Annotated in this window: 30 protein-coding genes; 4 read left to right on the top strand and 26 right to left on the bottom strand. The window is 37.8% G+C overall.

Annotated elements, in window-relative coordinates; genetic code table 11:
- Window positions 1-15 precede the first annotated feature (15 nt).
- The 26 genes from rpsK to JO178_RS00710 form a co-directional block, all read right to left on the bottom strand.
- Window positions 16-405, bottom strand: coding sequence for a 30S ribosomal protein S11 (rpsK, locus tag JO178_RS00835; RefSeq protein WP_002983263.1), 390 nt, complete (start codon window positions 403-405; stop codon window positions 16-18).
- 12 nt (window positions 406-417) lie between these two features.
- Window positions 418-795: a 30S ribosomal protein S13 gene (rpsM, locus tag JO178_RS00830; protein ID WP_002983260.1), complete on the bottom strand. Its 378-nt coding sequence runs from the start codon at window positions 793-795 to the stop codon at window positions 418-420.
- Window positions 796-804: 9 nt separating this feature from the next.
- A complete protein-coding gene (gene rpmJ, locus JO178_RS00825; RefSeq protein ID WP_007839480.1) occupies window positions 805-921 on the bottom strand; it encodes a 50S ribosomal protein L36 in 117 nt (38 codons plus the stop codon).
- A 62-nt stretch (window positions 922-983) separates the two neighbouring features.
- On the bottom strand, window positions 984-1,199 hold the full coding sequence (gene infA / locus JO178_RS00820) for a translation initiation factor IF-1 (protein WP_002983257.1): 216 nt from the start codon (window positions 1,197-1,199) through the stop codon (window positions 984-986).
- A gap of 3 nt (window positions 1,200-1,202) precedes the next feature.
- Window positions 1,203-2,582 (bottom strand): preprotein translocase subunit SecY, encoded by a 1,380-nt coding sequence (gene secY, locus JO178_RS00815; RefSeq protein WP_291930427.1) that lies wholly within the window; start codon window positions 2,580-2,582, stop codon window positions 1,203-1,205.
- A 9-nt stretch (window positions 2,583-2,591) separates the two neighbouring features.
- On the bottom strand, window positions 2,592-3,041 hold the full coding sequence (rplO, locus tag JO178_RS00810) for a 50S ribosomal protein L15 (protein WP_047096813.1): 450 nt from the start codon (window positions 3,039-3,041) through the stop codon (window positions 2,592-2,594).
- Between the two features lie 21 nt (window positions 3,042-3,062).
- Window positions 3,063-3,239 carry a 50S ribosomal protein L30 gene (rpmD, locus tag JO178_RS00805; protein WP_047422410.1) on the bottom strand — a complete coding sequence of 59 codons (177 nt, stop codon included), beginning with the start codon at window positions 3,237-3,239 and terminating at the stop codon, window positions 3,063-3,065.
- An 11-nt stretch (window positions 3,240-3,250) separates the two neighbouring features.
- The gene (rpsE, locus tag JO178_RS00800; RefSeq protein WP_042721505.1) at window positions 3,251-3,772 is read right to left on the bottom strand and encodes a 30S ribosomal protein S5; all 522 of its coding nucleotides are present in this window, start codon (window positions 3,770-3,772) and stop codon (window positions 3,251-3,253) included.
- A gap of 19 nt (window positions 3,773-3,791) precedes the next feature.
- Window positions 3,792-4,145 (bottom strand): 50S ribosomal protein L18, encoded by a 354-nt coding sequence (rplR, locus tag JO178_RS00795; RefSeq protein WP_077413597.1) that lies wholly within the window; start codon window positions 4,143-4,145, stop codon window positions 3,792-3,794.
- Window positions 4,146-4,160: 15 nt separating this feature from the next.
- A complete protein-coding gene (gene rplF / locus JO178_RS00790; protein ID WP_291930416.1) occupies window positions 4,161-4,706 on the bottom strand; it encodes a 50S ribosomal protein L6 in 546 nt (181 codons plus the stop codon).
- A 17-nt stretch (window positions 4,707-4,723) separates the two neighbouring features.
- The gene (rpsH, locus tag JO178_RS00785) at window positions 4,724-5,122 is read right to left on the bottom strand and encodes a 30S ribosomal protein S8 (protein WP_047376575.1); all 399 of its coding nucleotides are present in this window, start codon (window positions 5,120-5,122) and stop codon (window positions 4,724-4,726) included.
- A gap of 147 nt (window positions 5,123-5,269) precedes the next feature.
- Complete coding sequence (gene rpsN / locus JO178_RS00780) at window positions 5,270-5,539, bottom strand: 30S ribosomal protein S14 (protein WP_002983233.1); 270 nt, start codon at window positions 5,537-5,539, stop codon at window positions 5,270-5,272.
- A gap of 3 nt (window positions 5,540-5,542) precedes the next feature.
- Window positions 5,543-6,094 carry a 50S ribosomal protein L5 gene (rplE, locus tag JO178_RS00775; RefSeq protein WP_047427599.1) on the bottom strand — a complete coding sequence of 184 codons (552 nt, stop codon included), beginning with the start codon at window positions 6,092-6,094 and terminating at the stop codon, window positions 5,543-5,545.
- Between the two features lie 11 nt (window positions 6,095-6,105).
- Window positions 6,106-6,432, bottom strand: coding sequence for a 50S ribosomal protein L24 (rplX, locus tag JO178_RS00770; RefSeq protein ID WP_291930410.1), 327 nt, complete (start codon window positions 6,430-6,432; stop codon window positions 6,106-6,108).
- Between the two features lie 21 nt (window positions 6,433-6,453).
- Window positions 6,454-6,822: a 50S ribosomal protein L14 gene (gene rplN / locus JO178_RS00765; protein WP_002983226.1), complete on the bottom strand. Its 369-nt coding sequence runs from the start codon at window positions 6,820-6,822 to the stop codon at window positions 6,454-6,456.
- Between the two features lie 2 nt (window positions 6,823-6,824).
- Window positions 6,825-7,079, bottom strand: a complete 255-nt coding sequence (gene rpsQ, locus JO178_RS00760; protein WP_027371715.1) for a 30S ribosomal protein S17 — start codon at window positions 7,077-7,079, stop codon at window positions 6,825-6,827.
- 12 nt (window positions 7,080-7,091) lie between these two features.
- A complete protein-coding gene (gene rpmC / locus JO178_RS00755) occupies window positions 7,092-7,277 on the bottom strand; it encodes a 50S ribosomal protein L29 (protein ID WP_027371716.1) in 186 nt (61 codons plus the stop codon).
- A 12-nt stretch (window positions 7,278-7,289) separates the two neighbouring features.
- The gene (gene rplP, locus JO178_RS00750; protein ID WP_002983219.1) at window positions 7,290-7,715 is read right to left on the bottom strand and encodes a 50S ribosomal protein L16; all 426 of its coding nucleotides are present in this window, start codon (window positions 7,713-7,715) and stop codon (window positions 7,290-7,292) included.
- A 98-nt stretch (window positions 7,716-7,813) separates the two neighbouring features.
- Complete coding sequence (rpsC, locus tag JO178_RS00745; protein WP_034694675.1) at window positions 7,814-8,563, bottom strand: 30S ribosomal protein S3; 750 nt, start codon at window positions 8,561-8,563, stop codon at window positions 7,814-7,816.
- A 7-nt stretch (window positions 8,564-8,570) separates the two neighbouring features.
- Window positions 8,571-8,969 (bottom strand): 50S ribosomal protein L22, encoded by a 399-nt coding sequence (gene rplV, locus JO178_RS00740; RefSeq protein WP_002983214.1) that lies wholly within the window; start codon window positions 8,967-8,969, stop codon window positions 8,571-8,573.
- 2 nt (window positions 8,970-8,971) lie between these two features.
- Window positions 8,972-9,250 carry a 30S ribosomal protein S19 gene (gene rpsS / locus JO178_RS00735; protein ID WP_002983209.1) on the bottom strand — a complete coding sequence of 93 codons (279 nt, stop codon included), beginning with the start codon at window positions 9,248-9,250 and terminating at the stop codon, window positions 8,972-8,974.
- A gap of 2 nt (window positions 9,251-9,252) precedes the next feature.
- Window positions 9,253-10,074 (bottom strand): 50S ribosomal protein L2, encoded by an 822-nt coding sequence (gene rplB / locus JO178_RS00730; protein ID WP_101238445.1) that lies wholly within the window; start codon window positions 10,072-10,074, stop codon window positions 9,253-9,255.
- 22 nt (window positions 10,075-10,096) lie between these two features.
- On the bottom strand, window positions 10,097-10,387 hold the full coding sequence (gene rplW, locus JO178_RS00725) for a 50S ribosomal protein L23 (RefSeq protein WP_002983204.1): 291 nt from the start codon (window positions 10,385-10,387) through the stop codon (window positions 10,097-10,099).
- 3 nt (window positions 10,388-10,390) lie between these two features.
- Window positions 10,391-11,020: a 50S ribosomal protein L4 gene (gene rplD, locus JO178_RS00720; protein ID WP_065400321.1), complete on the bottom strand. Its 630-nt coding sequence runs from the start codon at window positions 11,018-11,020 to the stop codon at window positions 10,391-10,393.
- On the bottom strand, window positions 11,011-11,637 hold the full coding sequence (gene rplC, locus JO178_RS00715) for a 50S ribosomal protein L3 (protein ID WP_050020602.1): 627 nt from the start codon (window positions 11,635-11,637) through the stop codon (window positions 11,011-11,013). Before rplC ends, rplD begins: the two co-directional genes overlap by 10 nt.
- Window positions 11,638-11,887: 250 nt before the next feature.
- Entirely contained in the window at window positions 11,888-12,649 is a 762-nt protein-coding gene (locus JO178_RS00710; RefSeq protein ID WP_291930402.1) for a DeoR/GlpR family DNA-binding transcription regulator, read from the bottom strand.
- Window positions 12,650-12,765: 116 nt separating this feature from the next.
- Here JO178_RS00710 and JO178_RS00705 point away from each other — a divergent pair, with 116 nt between their 5' ends.
- From JO178_RS00705 to JO178_RS00690, 4 genes are read left to right on the top strand one after another with little or no spacing between them, the layout of a single operon-like run.
- Entirely contained in the window at window positions 12,766-14,364 is a 1,599-nt protein-coding gene (locus JO178_RS00705; RefSeq protein WP_291930400.1) for a glycerol-3-phosphate dehydrogenase/oxidase, read from the top strand.
- Between the two features lie 9 nt (window positions 14,365-14,373).
- Window positions 14,374-15,870 carry a glycerol kinase GlpK gene (gene glpK, locus JO178_RS00700; RefSeq protein ID WP_291930398.1) on the top strand — a complete coding sequence of 499 codons (1,497 nt, stop codon included), beginning with the start codon at window positions 14,374-14,376 and terminating at the stop codon, window positions 15,868-15,870.
- A 24-nt stretch (window positions 15,871-15,894) separates the two neighbouring features.
- Window positions 15,895-16,626, top strand: a complete 732-nt coding sequence (locus tag JO178_RS00695; protein WP_291930396.1) for an MIP/aquaporin family protein — start codon at window positions 15,895-15,897, stop codon at window positions 16,624-16,626.
- Between the two features lie 9 nt (window positions 16,627-16,635).
- A complete protein-coding gene (locus tag JO178_RS00690; protein ID WP_291930394.1) occupies window positions 16,636-17,436 on the top strand; it encodes a hypothetical protein in 801 nt (266 codons plus the stop codon).
- Window positions 17,437-17,573: the final 137 nt, after the last annotated feature.

The following is a 17,573-nucleotide window of genomic DNA, read 5'->3' as shown; positions in this document are numbered from 1 at the left end:
GGTAAATTCTAAAAATTAAACTCTTCTTCTTTTTGGTGGTCTACATCCATTGTGTGGCATAGGAGTCACATCAATGATTTCGCTAACTTCAATTCCTGAATTGTGGATAGATCTGATAGCAGATTCTCTACCTGCACCTGGTCCTTTCACAAACACCTTTACTCTTCTTAAACCAGCTTCGTGAGCTACAGCAGAGCAATTTTCAGCTGCCATTTGAGCAGCAAATGGAGTATTCTTTTTAGAACCTCTGAAACCCATTTTACCGGCAGAAGCCCAAGAGATAACCTCTCCGTTTTTATTTGTTAAAGAAATGATGATGTTATTGAAAGAAGCCTGAATATGAGCTTCTCCAATAGCTTCAACTTTTACTTTTCTTTTTTTAACTACTTTAGTTTGTTTTGCCATAATTCCTAACGATTATTTACTAGCTTTTTTCTTGTTAGCAACAGTTTTTCTCTTCCCTTTACGTGTTCTAGAGTTGTTTTTCGTTCTCTGGCCTCTTAAAGGTAATCCAAGTCTGTGACGTATTCCTCGTTGGCATCCTATGTCCATCAATCGCTTGATGTTCAATTGCACTTCAGATCTCAATTCTCCTTCTACTTTTACGTTTTCAGAGATATATGTTCTGATTGCAGCCAATTCATCGTCATTCCATTCGTTGACTTTCTTGTCTTCGCTGATACCGGCAGCTTTAAGGATTTCAGAAGAAGTACTTCTTCCTACTCCATAGATGTAAGTTAAACCGATAACACCTCTTTTGTTTTTTGGTAAATCAATACCTGCAATTCTCGCCATAATTTAATGTTAACCTTGTCTTTGTTTAAATTTTGGGTTCTTCTTGTTGATTACAAACAGTACACCTTTTCTGCGTACAATCTTGCAATCAGCGCTTCTTTTTTTAATTGATGCTCTTACTTTCATTTTGATAGTATTTATTTTTTACAAATGCCAAATGGAATGTGTATTCCATTTGGCTAATTGTTTTAATATCTAAATGTGATTCTCCCTTTTGTTAAATCATAGGGGGACATTTCTAGTTTTACCTTATCACCAGGTAAAAGTTTAATATAATGCATTCTCATTTTGCCGGAGATATGAGCAATAAGGATATGCCCATTTTCCAGCTCTACACGGAACATGGCGTTCGAAAGTGCTTCCACGATCACGCCATCTTGTTCAATATGTTTTTGTTTTGCCATAAATTAATATCCAGTCGTTCTTGATAATTTAGACTGCATTAAGCCATCATAATGATGGTTCAGCAGATATGTATTAATCTGTTGAACTGTATCTAAAATTACACCCACCATAATTAATAGTGACGTTCCCCCGAAAAATAGGGCAAACGCATCTGTCTGAACAAAGCTTCCATGCACAATTGCTGGAAGGACTGCAAAGATAGATAAAAAAATTGCACCTGGCAAGGTAATTTTTGATAAAATATCATCTAAATAATCAGCGGTCTCTTTTCCGGGTCTTACCTTCGGTACTAAACCTCCGTTTCTTTTCAAATCATCAGCCATCTGGTTTACCGGAATAGTAATCGCAGTATAGAAAAATGAGAAGATAATAATTAATAGCGCAAACAATACATTGTACTGCCAGCTAAAAACATTCTTGAAACCTGCAAGAAAAGTATTAGACTCATCGAACTTTGTTAATAGTCCTGGTACGAACATCAATGCCTGAGCAAAGATAATCGGCATTACACCAGCAGCATTTACTTTCAATGGAATCCATTGTCTTGCTCCCTGCATAAGATTTTTGTTTACACCTCCTCTTGCTTGAGCTCTGCTTACATACTGAATTGGAATTTTTCTGACAGCAACCGATAGGATCACTGCTAAAAGAACTACCAACATCCAGAATAATACTTCAATAAGGATCATGATAGATCCCATTCCTCCTTTTCCGTTCTGCACGGCCATCTCCTGTACGAATGCCTCAGGTAATCTTGAAAGGATCCCCACCATAATAAGGATAGAGATACCATTTCCGATTCCTTTATCGGTAATCTTTTCACCTAACCACATTGCAAATACTGAACCACCTACAAGTATAACAATACTTGGTAACCAGAACATAATTGAATTTGGCTCTACATAATATGCAGACTGGAACTGAGCATACGGTAAGAATAATTGAGTAATAGAAGTTAAGTAAGAAGGTGCCTGTACCAGACAAACCCCGATCGTTAACCATCTTGTAATTTGGTTCAATGTATTTCTACCTGACTCTCCATCTTTCTGAAGCTTCTGAAGATAAGGAATAGCCATCCCCATCAACTGAACAATAATAGAAGCAGAAATATAAGGCATGATTCCTAACGCCATTACGGAAGCGTGGCTGAAAGCTCCCCCCGTAAACGACGAAAGCAAGCCAAGGAGACCTGCTCCTTGCTTGTTACCGCCTTGATTTTTATAATGCTCTAAGAGATCTCCCACTTCTGCAAGATTAATTGCCGGAAGTGAAATATAAGATGCGAATCTATACACAAGGATAATCCCTAAAGTGAAGAGAATTTTATCTCTCAATTCTTTAAGACTCCAAATATTTTTAAGTGTTTGTATAAATTCTTTCATTAGTAAGTATTATAAGGTAATTGCTTTTCCACCTGCTTTAGCAATAAGCTCTTCAGCAGATTTAGTGAATTTGTCAGCAGAGATTGAAACCGCAGATTTCAATTCTCCTCTACCCATAATTTTCACTAATTCGTTTTTAGAAACTATCCCGTTTGCTACTAAAACTTCTTTCGTGATCTCTCCAGTGATGGATTTGTTCTCGATTAAAGTCTGGATCGTATCAAGGTTAACTCCTCTAAACTCTTTTCTGTTTACGTTTTTGAATCCGAATTTAGGTAATCTTCTTTGTAAAGGCATCTGTCCACCTTCGAAACCGATTTTCTGAGAATAACCAGCTCTAGCTTTTTGACCTTTGTGTCCTTTTGTTGAAGTACCTCCTTTTCCGCTACCTTGACCTCTACCAATTCTCTTTGAGTTGAAAGTAGATCCTGCAGCAGGTTGTATGTTATTTAAATTCATTTTAATTTCTCTTTTATAAAATTATTTTTGAACTTCTAGTAAGTGACCTACAGCAGCTATCATTCCTAAGATAGAAGGAGTAGCTTCGTGCTCTACAACTTGGTGAAGTCTTTTTAATCCTAATGCTTCAAGCGTTCTCTTTTGGGTTTTTGTTCTACCAATAGCGCTTCTTACTTGCTTTACTTTAATTGTTGCCATTGTTTTAATTATTAACCGTTAAACACTTTACTTAGAGAAACTCCTCTCATTCTAGCGATCTCTTCAGGTCTTCTGATATCTAATAACGCTTTGAAAGTAGCTTTCACTACGTTGTGAGGGTTAGAAGATCCTTTAGATTTTGAAAGGATATCGTGAATACCAGCAGATTCCAATACCGCTCTTACCGCACCACCTGCGATAAGTCCTGTACCGTGAGAAGCAGGTCTTAAGAAGATATCTGCACCACCGTATCTAGCAGTAGTTTGGTGAGGAATCGTGTGGTTCATTACCGGAACTTTCACAAGGTTTTTCTTAGCATCTTCAACTGCTTTAGCAATTGCAGAAGCAACCTCTTTAGATTTTCCTAAACCAAAACCGATAACTCCTTCTTCATTTCCTACTACAACAATAGCAGAAAATCCGAAAGCTCTACCTCCTTTAGTTACTTTTGTTACTCTGTTAACAGCTACGAGACGATCTTTTAATTCTAATCCTCCCGGTTTTACTCTTTCTATATTATCTAGTCCTAACATATTTTCCGAAATTTAATGATTAGAATTTAAGTCCACCTTCTCTCGCTCCGTCAGCTAGAGCTTTTACTCTACCGTGGTATACGAAACCGTTTCTGTCAAATACAATACTTTCGATTCCTGCAGCGATAGCTTTAGCAGCAATAGCTTTACCAACAGCAGCAGAAATTTCAGTCTTAGTACCTTTAGCGTCTACACCTTTCTCTCTAGAAGAAGCTGATGCTAAAGTTTTACCATTTTTATCGTCGATTAACTGAGCGTAAATTTCCTTATTACTTTTGTATACAGATAATCTTGGCAATTCAGAAGAACCAGAGATTTTTCCTCTTACTCTTCTTTTGATTCTTATTCTTTTTTCTAATTTACTTAATGCCATAATACTTATAATTTATTAAGCAGATTTACCAGCTTTACGTCTAACAATTTCTCCTACGAATCTTACACCTTTTCCTTTGTATGGCTCAGGCTTTCTGAAAGAACGGATCTTTGCAGTAACCATTCCTAGAAGTTGTTTGTCATGAGACGTTAAAGTAATAATTGGGTTTTTACCTTTTTCAGTCAATGTATCAACTTTTACTTCACTTGGAAGTTCTAATACGATACCGTGAGAGAATCCTAAAGCTAACTCAAGTTTTTGACCTGCGTGAGATGCTCTGTATCCTACCCCTACTAGTTCTAGTTTCTTTTCGAAACCTTCTGATACACCAACGATCATGTTAGCGATCAACGCTCTGTATAAACCGTGAAGCGCTTTGTGTTGTTTAGAATCAGATGGTCTGTTTACGTTAAGTTGACCATCGTTTTGTTCTAAAGTAATTCCTGCTGTAAGCTCCTGAGAAAGTTCTCCTTTAGCTCCTTTAACAGTTACTACACCGTTGTTTTCAGTGATTGTAACTCCAGCTGGAATTGTTATAATTGCTTTACCAATTCTTGACATTTTCCTCTGATTAAAAATTAATAAACATAGCAGATTACTTCACCGCCTACTTTCTCTTCTCTAGCTTTCTTGTCAGTCATTACTCCTTTAGAAGTAGAGATGATAGAAATACCCAAACCGTTTAGTACTCTTGGAAGTTCAGTAGAACCTTTGTACTGTCTCAAACCTGGTCTTGAAGCTCTTTGAATAGACTTAATAGCAGGTTTGTTAGTTTGCTTATCATACTTTAAAGCGATTTTGATCACTCCTTGAACAGCGTTATCTTCAAACTTGAAGTTTAAGATATACCCTTGATCAAATAGGATCTTAGTAATCTCCTTTTTGATTTTCGATGCAGGAATTTCCACCACTTTGTGGCCTGCGCTTTGTGCGTTCCTTACTCTTGTTAGGAAATCTGAAATTGGATCTGTTACCATTTTTCTTTTATAAATTATTGGTTAAAGAACAATCAGTTTTGAAAAGACTTGAAGATTAAAATATCAGACGTCAGAAATCTTCGGTCTGATATTTTTATTCTTTAGTATCTTGACAACTTAATTGTCCCGATTTTTAATTAGTAATTATTACCAACTAGCTTTTCTTACACCTGGGATAAGACCGTTGTTTGCCATTTCTCTGAAAGTTACTCTGGAAATACCGAACGTTCTCATGTATCCTCTTGGTCTACCTGTTAGTTTACATCTGTTGTGTAATCTTACAGGAGAAGCATTTTTAGGCAATTTTTGAAGTCCTTCGTAATCACCAGCTTCTTTAAGAGCTTGTCTTTTAGCAGCGTATTTAGCAACTAGTGCTTCTCTTTTGCGCTCACGCGCTTTCATTGATTCTTTAGCCATTTCTTAGTTCTTTTTAAATGGTAAACCGAAGTGAGTTAATAATGCTTTAGCTTCTTTATCTGTTTTCGCTGTAGTAACGAAAGTGATGTCCATCCCTTGGATTTTTTTCACTTTGTCAATTACGATCTCAGGGAAGATAATCTGCTCAGTAATACCTAAGTTGTAGTTACCTCTACCATCGAAACCATCTGCTTTGATCCCAGAGAAATCTCTGATACGTGGTAAAGCAGAAGAAGTAAGTCTGTCTAAGAACTCATACATTCTGTGAGCTCTCAAAGTTACTTTTGCACCTACAGGCATTCCTTTTCTTAGTTTGAATGCAGCTTCGTCTTTCTTAGAGATCGTCCCTACTGCTTTCTGACCTGTGATGTTTGTCAATTCTTCTACAGCATAATCAATGATTTTCTTATCTGCAGTAGCATCTCCTAAACCTTGTGATACAACGATTTTCTCTAATCTAGGTACTTGCATGATTGACTTGTACCCGAATTCTTCCATCATTGCAGGAACAATTGTCTCTTTATATGCTTTTTTGGGTCTTGCTATAAATTCCATGTTAATTCAAATTATAAAGTTTCACCCGTTTTTTTGTTAATTCTTACTTTCTTATCTCCTTCGATTTTGTAACCGATTTTGATAGCTTTTCCGTCTTTACCAACTAAAGCTACGTTTGAGATATGAATAGAAGCTTCTTTCTCAGTAATTCCTCCTTGAGGATTTGCAGCTGAAGGCTTAACGTGTTTTTTAACGATGTTAAGTCCTGCAACGATTACTCTAGGGTCTCTACCTTCTTTCTTAATCACTTCAATAACTTCACCAGTCTTACCTTTGATATCTTTCTTACCAGTAGTAATGATTACGTTATCTCCTCTTTTTATTTTTAACTTTGACATTTCTTTTAAAAATTTTAAAAATTAAAGTACTTCAGGAGCTAATGAAATGATTTTCATATATTCTTTGTCTCTCAACTCACGAGCAACCGGTCCGAAAACACGAGTTCCTCTCATTTCTCCCGCTGCGTTTAGTAATACACAAGCATTATCGTCGAATTTGATGTATGAACCATCTTTTCTTCTTACTGCTTTTTTAGTTCTTACTACTACAGCTTTAGATACCTGACCTTTTTTTGCGTTTCCTGATGGTGTAGAATCCTTGATAGTAACAACGATTTTATCACCAACTGAAGCATATCTTCTTCTGGTTCCTCCCAGAACTCTGATAACTAGTACTTCTTTTGCACCTGTATTATCAGCAACTTTTAATCTTGATTCTGTTTGTAACATTATTACTTAGCTTTTTCAATGATTCTTACTAATCTCCATCTCTTGCTCTTGCTCAAAGGTCTAGTTTCTTGGATCAAAACTGTATCACCTTCTGTGCATTCGTTGTTCTCGTCGTGTGCAGTATATTTTTTCGTTTTCAAAACGAATTTACCGTACATCGGGTGTTTTACTCTTGTAGTTTCACTAACAACAATAGTTTTTTCCATTTTATTGCTGGAAACCACTCCGATTCTTTCTTTTCTTAAATTTCTATCCATTGTAAAATGAAATTATTGTTTGTTAGTTAACTCAGTGTTTAGTCTTGCGATTGTTCTTCTCAAATCTTTGATTTGAATCGGGTTTTCAATTGGGCTGATTGCATGAGCCAATTTCAATTTAGAATATTGAGCTTTTGCTTCAGTTAATTGAGCTTGAATATCACCCGCGCTTAAATTTTTAATATCAGCATTTTTCATTGTATTCAAAGATTATAGAGGTTTAACAAAATCGTTAGCAACGATGAATTTAGTAACTACTGGTAATTTTTGTGCCGCAAGTCTAAGAGCTTCTTTCGCAACTTCGTAAGGAACACCTCCTACTTCGAACATAATTTTACCTGGCTTTACTACAGCTACCCAGTATTCAACAGCACCTTTACCTTTACCCATACGTACTTCCGCAGGTTTTTTAGTAATTGGCTTATCCGGGAAGATTTTGATCCATAGTTGACCTTCTCTCTTCATATATCTTGTCGCAGCGATACGAGCCGCTTCAATTTGTCTTGCAGTGATCCAAGCTCCTTCCGTTGCTTTGATCCCAAAAGTTCCGTATGCAAGTTGACTACCTCTCTGGGCATTCCCCTTCATCTTCATCTTGTGAACTCTACGGAATTTGGTTCTTTTTGGTTGTAACATAATTTCTAAATTTTAGATTTTAGATTTTAGATTTTAGATTTTTTTTAATTTTAAAAAAGTAACGGTAATTTAAAATTCAAAATTTCTAATCTAAAATTTTAATTATTATTGTTATTGTTGTTGTTTTTTCTAGGTCTTCTGTTGTCTCTGTCTCCTCCTCTGTTTCCTCTGTCTGACTGACCTCCTTTTTTCTGTTGTCCCACTAGTGGAGAAAGTTCTCTTTTACCGTAAACTTCACCTTTCATGATCCAAACTTTCACTCCTAGTCTACCGTAAGTAGTATGAGCTTCTGCCCAGTGGTAATCGATATCAGCTCTGAAAGTTGACAATGGAATTCTTCCTTCTTTGAAAGATTCTGATCTTGCCATTTCAGCTCCGTTTAATCTACCAGAGATTTGAACTTTAATACCTTCAGCACCCATTCTCATAGTACTTGCCATTGCCATTTTAACAGCTCTTCTGTAAGAGATTCTGTTTTCAATTTGCTTAGAAATACTATCAGCAACCAGTACAGCATCTAATTCAGGTCTTTTGATTTCGAAAATGTTGATTTGAATATCCTTACCTGTAAGTTTCTTCAATTCTTCTTTTAATTTATCAACTTCCTGACCTCCTTTACCGATGATAAGTCCCGGTCTAGCAGTAGTAATAGTTACTGTAACTAATTTTAAAGTTCTTTCAATATAAATTTTTGAAATACCACCTTTAGATAATCTAGCTTCAAGGTATCTTCTGATTTTGTAGTCTTCAGCGATTCTGTCTCCATAATCGTTTCCACCAAACCAGTTAGAATCCCATCCTCTGATGATACCTAATCTGTTACCAATTGGATTTGTCTTCTGTCCCATACCTTGATTAATTTTCTTTGTTACCTAAGATTAATGTAACGTGGTTAGATCTTTTTCTGATTCTATACCCTCTACCTTGCGGAGCTGGTCTTAGTCTCTTCAATTGTCTTGCACTATCCACAAATATTTCTTTAACGATAAGGTTTGCTTCCTCGATGTCAGCACCTTCGTTTTTCACTTGCCAGTTAGCCATAGCAGAAAGAAGTAATTTTTCTAACTTGTTAGAAGCATCCTTCTTAGAATATTTTAAGATATAAAGTGCTTTGTCTACCTGCTCTCCTCTAATGATATCAGCAACTAATCTCATTTTTCTTGGAGAAGACGGGCAATTATTTAATGAAGCTTTTACAACGTCTTTGTTAGCTTCTTTTCTTGCGATTGAACTATCTTGTTTTCTTGATCCCATGATTATCTGCTTCCTTTGTTTTTGTTACCACCATGACCTCTGAAAGATCTTGTTGGAGAAAATTCGCCTAACTTGTGACCAACCATGTTTTCTGTAACATATACAGGGATAAATGATTTCCCGTTGTGTACAGCAATAGTTTGTCCTACGAAGTCCGGAGAGATCATCGATGCTCTAGACCAAGTTTTGATAACTGTCTTCTTACCAGACTCTATATTTGCCTGAACCTTCTTATCTAAAGTATGATGAATGAACGGTCCTTTCTTAAGTGATCTTGCCATAATTATTTTCTTTTAGATACGATGTAACGGTTAGACACTTTGTTTTTCTTTCTAGTTTTGTAACCTTTAGCCGGTTTACCGTTTCTAGATCTTGGGTGACCTCCTGAAGAACGTCCTTCACCACCACCCATTGGGTGATCTACTGGGTTCATTACAACCGCTCTTGTTCTTGGTCTTCTACCTAACCATCTGCTTCTACCAGCCTTACCTGATACAGTTAATTGGTGGTCTGAGTTGGAAACTGATCCAATCATTGCATAACATTCAGTAAGGATCATTCTTGATTCTCCTGAAGGCAATTTAATGATTGCATATTTACCATCTCTAGACGTTAATTGAGCTGAAGAACCAGCACTTCTTGCTAAAATTGCACCTTGACCAGGCTTCATTTCAACACAAGAAATCACAGTACCTAATGGAATGTTTTTCAACTTCATTGCGTTCCCTACATTTGGTTCTACGCTATCACCAGAAATTACTTTCTGATCAACTTTGATACCGTTTGGAGCGATGATATATCTCTTCTCTCCGTCAGCATACTCTAGTAAAGCGATAAATGCAGTTCTGTTTGGATCGTATTCTACAGATTTTACAGTGGCTTCAACGTTTGCTTTGTTTCTTTTGAAGTCAATAATTCTGTATTTCTTTTTGTGTCCACCTCCGGTGTAACGCATGGTCATTTTACCTGTTTGGTTACGTCCACCTGACTTTTTAATACCAACTGTTAGAGATTTCTCTGGTTTGTTGGTAGTAATTTCCTCAAAATTGTTTACAATTCTGAATCTCTGTCCCGGGGTGATAGGTTTTAATTTTCTAACAGACATTACTATTATTTATAATTAATAATTAATTTACAGCAAAAATATCGATAACCTCACCTTCAGCAAGTTTGATTACCGCTTTTTTCAATTTGTTTGTCTTTCCTACTTGAAGACCTTTTTTAGTGTATTTTGAAGAAACCTTCGGAGCATAAATCATTGTGTTAACGTCTGCTACTTTTACACCGTAAGCTGCTTCAACAGCCTTTTTGATCTCGATTTTATTCGCCTTAGGATTAACTAAGAAAGAATAAGAACCTCTCAAATCTGTAAGGTAATTAGCCTTTTCTGAAATAACTGGTTTAATAATAACTGACATGACTTATTTCTTTAAATTTTCCTGGAATTTTTCAACTGCACCTTCTAAGAAAATGATTTCACCTGCATTTACTAAATCGTAAGAACTGATCTCGTTGAAGTTCATCACTTTAGTTTTAGGTAAGTTTCTTGAAGATAAATACACATTCTTGTTAGCTTCAGGAAGAACGAATAAAGATTTTTTACCGTTAAGTTCCAATGCGTTTAATACATTGATGAAATCTTTAGTCTTAGGAGCACCAAAGCTCAAATCTTCTAAAACTTTAATGCTGTTATCTCTCATTTTCTGAGATAAAACAGATTTCTTAGCCAATCTCTTAAGAGCTTTGTTCAATTTGAATCTGTAGTCTCTTGGTTTTGGTCCGAATACTCTACCTCCACCTCTGAATACTGGAGATTTGATATCACCGTATCTAGCAGATCCTGATCCTTTTTGCTTCTTAAGCTTTTTAGTAGAAGCCGTAATTTCGCTTCTCTCTTTTGCTTTATGAGTACCCTGTCTTTGAGCAGCAAGATACTGTTTAACTTCTAAGTAAACCGCGTGCTGATTTGGCTCAATTCCGAATACTGTTTCGTCTAGAGTTACTTTTCTTCCGGTCTCTTTTCCTGATGTATTTAATACTACTAGTTCCATTTTCTGATAATTACATAAGAATTTTTAGCTCCCGGAACAGCACCTTTTACTACTAAAAGATTTTGTTCTTGATCAACTTTTAACACTTGAAGGTTTTGAACAGTTACCTGCTTACCTCCCATTCTTCCAGCCATTCTCATCCCTTTGAATACTCTTGAAGGGTCTGAACCAGCACCGATAGAACCTGGAGCTCTAAGTCTGTTGTGCTGACCATGAGTTGCCTGCATTACACCTCCAAATCCGTGTCTTTTAACAACACCCTGGAAGCCTTTACCTTTTGAAGTTCCTGTTACGTCAACATACTCACCTTCAGTGAATAAATCAACTTTCACTTCTTCTCCTACTTTTACTTCATCAACGAATTCTCTGTAGAATTCTACTAATTTAGCTTTAGGAGCAGAACCAGCCTTTTTAAAATGACCAGCTAACGCTTTACCAACGTTCTTCTCACTCTTGTCATCGAAACCTAATTGAACAGCTTTATAACCGTCTTTTTCTAAGGTTCTGACCTGTAAAACCGAGCATGGACCAGCTTGAATAACTGTACAAGGAATGTTTTTCCCTTCTTCGTTAAACAAAGATGTCATACCGATTTTTTTACCAATAATACCTGACATTGTTTATATTATAATAAAATTTATCCTTTATTTTTCCCATTTTTCGGAAGTCTGAAGCAATTTCTACTTTTGATATAGGCATACTACGCCCCTAAAATGAGTGTGCAAATCTACGAATAATTTTGTAACCGACAAATATTTCAACTAAAATATTTTGATTTTTAATCAATTAGATGATTTTGAAAAAATTCAGAATGAATTTCCCTAAGAATTATTTTGATTTTTAAAAAGAAATCAAGAAGAAGTCTGCTTACACCATAACATTTACCCCCACCTCTTCCAATCCGGCTCTGTCTTCATCAGAAATACCGCTATCTGTAATCAGATAATCAATATGATCCAGTGAAGCAATTTTACCGAAGCCTTTCTTATTAAGCTTGGAGGAATCTGCAAGAATTACAGTCTGATCAGCACATTCAATCATCACCTGATTAAGATGAGCTTCCGCAGCATTGGATGTACTGATTCCGAATTCAGGATCAATTCCGTCCACCCCCAGAAAAAGTTTATTACAGGAAAACTGCTTCAGTATCCCTTCTGAAATAGATCCTACTATAGAAGTAGAGCTCTTCCGAACCTCGCCTCCCAGTTGAATAATATTAATATTAGGATTATTGCAAAGCTCAATCGCCACTCTTAAAGAAGACGTCAGTACGGTAAGCGGGCCAAAGTTCACCAACATTCTTGCCAGATAATGCATCGTAGTTCCGGAAGCCAGAATAATACAATCATTTTCCTGAATCAATGGCAGCGCAGCCTTTGCAATTGCCTGTTTAGCTTCCACATTGATATTCTCCTTCTCTCCTACATTCTTCTCATAAGCATACCTTACCTGCTTACTTGCTCCGCCATGATTACGGAAAAGAAGCCCTAAACTTTCGAGATAGTTCAAATCCTTTCGAATCGTAACCGAAGACACATTAAACTTTTCACATAAATCCTGAACAAGAACATGACCTTTCTCATTCAGTTCTTTTAATATTTCATCATGCCTTGGGATTAACTTCTCCATTTTATTCGTTTCACCAAAATTAACGTTTTTTTTTCAGACCATAAAATTTCATTTATTTTCTTTTTGCTTTCATTTTTAATTTATATATTTGAAAACGAAACATAAACGAAACATTTATGAAACGAAACGAAGAACTCAGTCAGTTAACCAATGTAAAGGAATGGGACTTTATAGTCATAGGAGGAGGAGCCAGTGGTTTAGGCTCAGCATTAGATGCCGTGAGCAGGGGATTCAAAACATTACTACTTGAATCTCATGACTTTGCAAAAGCAACTTCCAGCAGAAGTACAAAATTAGTACATGGTGGAGTAAGATATCTTGCCCAGGGAGATGTCGGATTGGTAAAAGAAGCATTAAAGGAAAGAGGTTTATTAGCAAAAAATGCAGCACATATTGTAAAAAATCAATCTTTTATTATTCCTAATTACACCTGGTGGGGAGGAATCTATTATAAAATAGGATTATCTGTGTATGATTTCCTTGCCGGAAAATTAAGTCTGGGTAAAACAAAATACATCAGCAAAGCCAAAACAATCGAAAAACTTCCGACTATAGAACAGAATCATCTGGCAAGCGGAGTGGTTTACCAGGATGGTCAGTTTGATGACGCAAGACTTGCGGTCAACTTAACTCAAACGATCATTGAAAAAGGTGGAAGTGCCGTGAATTATGTCAAGGTGGTTAATCTTCTGAAAGACAAATCCGATAAAGTAATTGGCGTGATTGCAGAAGACCAGTTTTCCAAACAGCAATATCAGATTCATGGTAAAGTGGTCATCAATGCCACAGGAGTATTCACGAATGACATTCTGAATATGAACAATCCTAAGCATGGTAAACTTGTTGTACCAAGCCAGGGAATTCATTTGGTATTAGATAAATCTTTCCTGAAGAGTGATGATGCCATCATGATTCCTAAAACATCGGACGGAAGGGTTTTATTTGTCGTCCCATGGCATGACAGAGCACTGGTAGGAACTACCGATACCCTTTTGGAAAGCGAAAGTTTTGAACCCCGTGCATTAGAAGAAGAGATCAATTTTGTTTTAAATACAGCCAGACAATACCTGGCTAAAAAACCTACCCGTGAAGATGTAAAATCTGTATTCGCCGGACTTCGCCCTCTTGCGGCTCCTAAAGACGGAAGCAAAAGTACAAAAGAGGTTTCCAGAAGCCACAAAGTGATTGCTTCGGATACGGGATTAATTTCTATTATAGGAGGAAAATGGACGACTTATCGTAAAATGGCAGAGGACACGGTAGACGAAGCCATGAAAGTGCATAAACTCGGAAACACTACATCTAAAACAGAACATTTATCTATTCATGGGAATGTAAAACCCGAGCAGGTAGACAGAAGCAATCACCTGTATGTGTACGGATCGGATATTCCGGCTATAAAAGCTCTACAAGACAGCAATCCTAAATATTTACAAAAAATCCATCCGGATCATCCTTTTACCGTTGCAGAAGTAGTATGGGCTGTAAGACATGAAATGGCAGAAACCATTGAAGATGTTTTAGCAAGAAGAGTCCGCTTATTATTCCTGGACGCAAGAGCAGCTATCGACAGCACCCACGCCGTTTCCAGAATCATTGCTGAGGAAAAAGGACATCCTGAAGAATGGGCACAACAACAAGAAAATGAATTCATCGAGTTGGCGAAAGGATATTTACTGACTCCTTATTCGCCTAAAGTTATTAACCTAATTTAATCAGACTACATGAATGAAAAATTAATCCTCGCTCTCGACCAGGGAACAACTTCCTCCAGAGCGATTCTATTCAATCACAGTGGAGAAATAAAATATGTATCTCAGAAAGACTTCAGACAAATCTTCCCTACTCCGGGTTGGGTAGAGCATGATCCGAATGAAATCTGGTCATCACAAATCTCCGTAGCAGCAGAAGTTATTGCCAAAGCAGGAATCTCCGGACTGGAAGTAGCTGCCATTGGTATTACCAACCAGCGTGAAACGACTATAGTCTGGGACAAAGAAACCGGTGACCCGATTTACAATGCCATCGTATGGCAGGACCGCAGGACCTCCAAGTATTGTGATGAACTGAAGGAGCAGGGCCACGCCGAAACAATCAGAAACAAAACAGGACTTGTACTAGACGCTTACTTCTCCGCAACTAAATTAAAATGGATCCTGGATAACATAAAAGGGGCAAGAGAAAAAGCTGAAGCCGGAAAATTATGTTTCGGAACCGTAGATACATGGCTTATCTGGAAGCTAACGCGTGGAAAAATGTTTATCACTGATGTATCCAACGCCAGCAGAACGATGCTTCTGAATATCCACACGCTGGAATGGGACAACGATCTGTTGAAACTCTTCAACATTCCTGAAGCCATTCTTCCTGAAGTAAAACAAAGCAGCGAAGTATATGGAGAAACAGCCACTACTTTATTCTCTACCAAAATCCCTATCGCGGGGATTGCCGGAGACCAGCAGGCCGCTTTATTCGGACAGATGTGTACGTCACCCGGAATGGTAAAAAACACTTACGGAACAGGATGCTTCTTATTAATGAATACAGGAAAAGAAGCCGTTTCTTCTAAGAACAACCTGCTTACAACGGTAGCCTGGAAGATTAACGGAGAAGTAAATTACGCCCTTGAAGGCAGTGTATTCGTGGGAGGAGCCGCTATCCAATGGCTGAGAGATGGTCTTAAACTCATTCATTCATCAGAAGAAGTAAATGATTTGGCAGCTTCTGTTGAGAATAACGGAGGAGTCTACTTTGTTCCGGCCCTTACCGGATTAGGCGCACCGCATTGGGACCAATACGCGAGAGGAACTATTGTCGGGATCACCAGAGGAACTACTGATGCTCACATTGCAAGAGCAACACTCGAAGGAATTGCATTTCAGGTTTATGATATTGTAAAAGCTATGGAAGCAGATTCCGGAAGAGCCAGCCTTGAATTAAGAGTAGACGGAGGTGCTTCAGCGAGTAATTTATTAATGCAAATCCAGTCCGATTTATTCGGGTTTAAAATAACCAGACCGAAAACCCTGGAAACCACCGCTCTTGGAGCCGCTTACCTTGCCGGTCTTGCCGTGGGATACTGGAAAAGCATTGATGAAATACAGGCTCAATGGATTGTAGACAAAGATTTCCATCCTCAATTGGAAAAAGAACACGTTGATAAAATGGTACACTCCTGGCAAAGAGCCGTATCACGTGCACAAAACTGGATAGAAGATTAATTCCCTGACCTTAAAAAAACTCATATGACCCCATTTATCGCAGAATTAATAGGCACAATGCTCCTGGTATTACTAGGCAACGGCGTTGTAGCCAATGTTGTTCTGAAAGGAACAAAAGGAAATAACTCCGGCTGGATTGTAATTACCACCGCATGGGCATTAGCCGTTTTCATTGGTGTTACCGTTGCAGGCCCTGTAAGTGGTGCACACCTGAACCCGGCAGTTACGATCGGACTTGCCACTGCAGGAAAGTTTTCCTGGGATCTGGTTCCTTCGTATATCGCAGCGCAGATGATCGGAGGAATGCTTGGTGCATTTCTGGTATGGCTTTTCCATAAAGATCATTTCGCCATCACCGAAGACGAGCCGGGAATGCTTGCCTGTTTCTGTACAGCACCGGCCATCAGAAAGACCTCTTCAAATCTTATCAGTGAGATTATAGGAACGTTTGTACTTGTTTTTGTTATTTTCCATTTCTCAGATCCAAGTATTTCGATCCATACTGATCCGACTGCCAAAGTAGGATTAGGTTCCGTAGGTGCAATTCCCGTTACGTTTCTTGTATGGGCTATAGGCCTGTCACTGGGTGGAACCACAGGATATGCGATAAATCCGGCAAGAGATCTTGCTCCAAGAATTATGCATGCAATTCTCCCTGTGAAAGGAGGCAGTGACTGGAGCTATTCCTGGATACCAGTAGCGGGACCAGTGATCGGAGCTGTTTTAGCCGCTGTTTTATATGGACTCTTAACATAAACAATACCAATGATGAGAATTTTAAAAGCCATCTTTCTGCTTGCTCTGGGAACAGGAAGATTATTCTCTCAGGAAACCACTGAGACCAAGGAAAGCAGACTTGATTTTACAGCTAACATCCAGAACAACCATTTATGGAGAGGGTTAATTATTACGGATAAACCTGTTGTTATGGGAAACCTTTCGTATGCACTGGATGCAGAAAAGAAATGGAAAGTAGGAATCTGGGGAGCATCAGCCTTAGCCGACGATAAAGATAATACCCATTATAAAGAAATTAATTATTACGTTCAGTATTCTGACGGACGTCTGTATATCGGATTATGGGATCTCTACAACTCCAGAAATATCAACACGGCTGTGGCGGCAGATGATATCTTCAGTTATTCACAAAGAAGAACCGCCCATATTATTGATCTAAGAACCAATTATACTTTCGGCCCTTCTTTCCCTATTAATATTGAAGCAGACATTATGCTCTATGGAGGAGCCAATGCAGGAGAAGTTATTCTGGAACCGGACGGAAGTTATAAGAAAAACAGATACTCTACCTACGTTCAGGCAAGTTATCCGGTAATCAAAGATCAAAAAGTAAACCTGGACGCTTTTGTAGGAGCCGGATTTGCACTTAATGACAGAACCTTCCTTTATGGAAATGGTAAAAACAGCTTTGACATTGTCAATGTAGGAGTAAAAGCAGGAAAAGTTATTAAAATTACAGAGCATTACAGCCTTCCTGTTTATATGATGGCCATGTGGAACCCATCTAATAAATTTGCAAGGATTCAGCTTGCGATGACAGTGTTTTAATGCACAACTTGACGAAATCAAAAACCACTTCCCCCGGAAGTGGTTTTTTCGTAATAAGAAAATCAGATTATTCCATCAGCAATCTATAAAAAACTGATGCAACAACCAATCCCCGTGATTTTACGGTGCGCCGTTTG

It is taken from the genome of Chryseobacterium sp. (genome assembly GCF_019236175.1).
In the GTDB taxonomy this organism is placed as follows: domain Bacteria; phylum Bacteroidota; class Bacteroidia; order Flavobacteriales; family Weeksellaceae; genus Chryseobacterium.
Note: the sequence above shows the minus strand (reverse complement) of the source record. Positions and strands in the feature narration are given on the sequence as shown.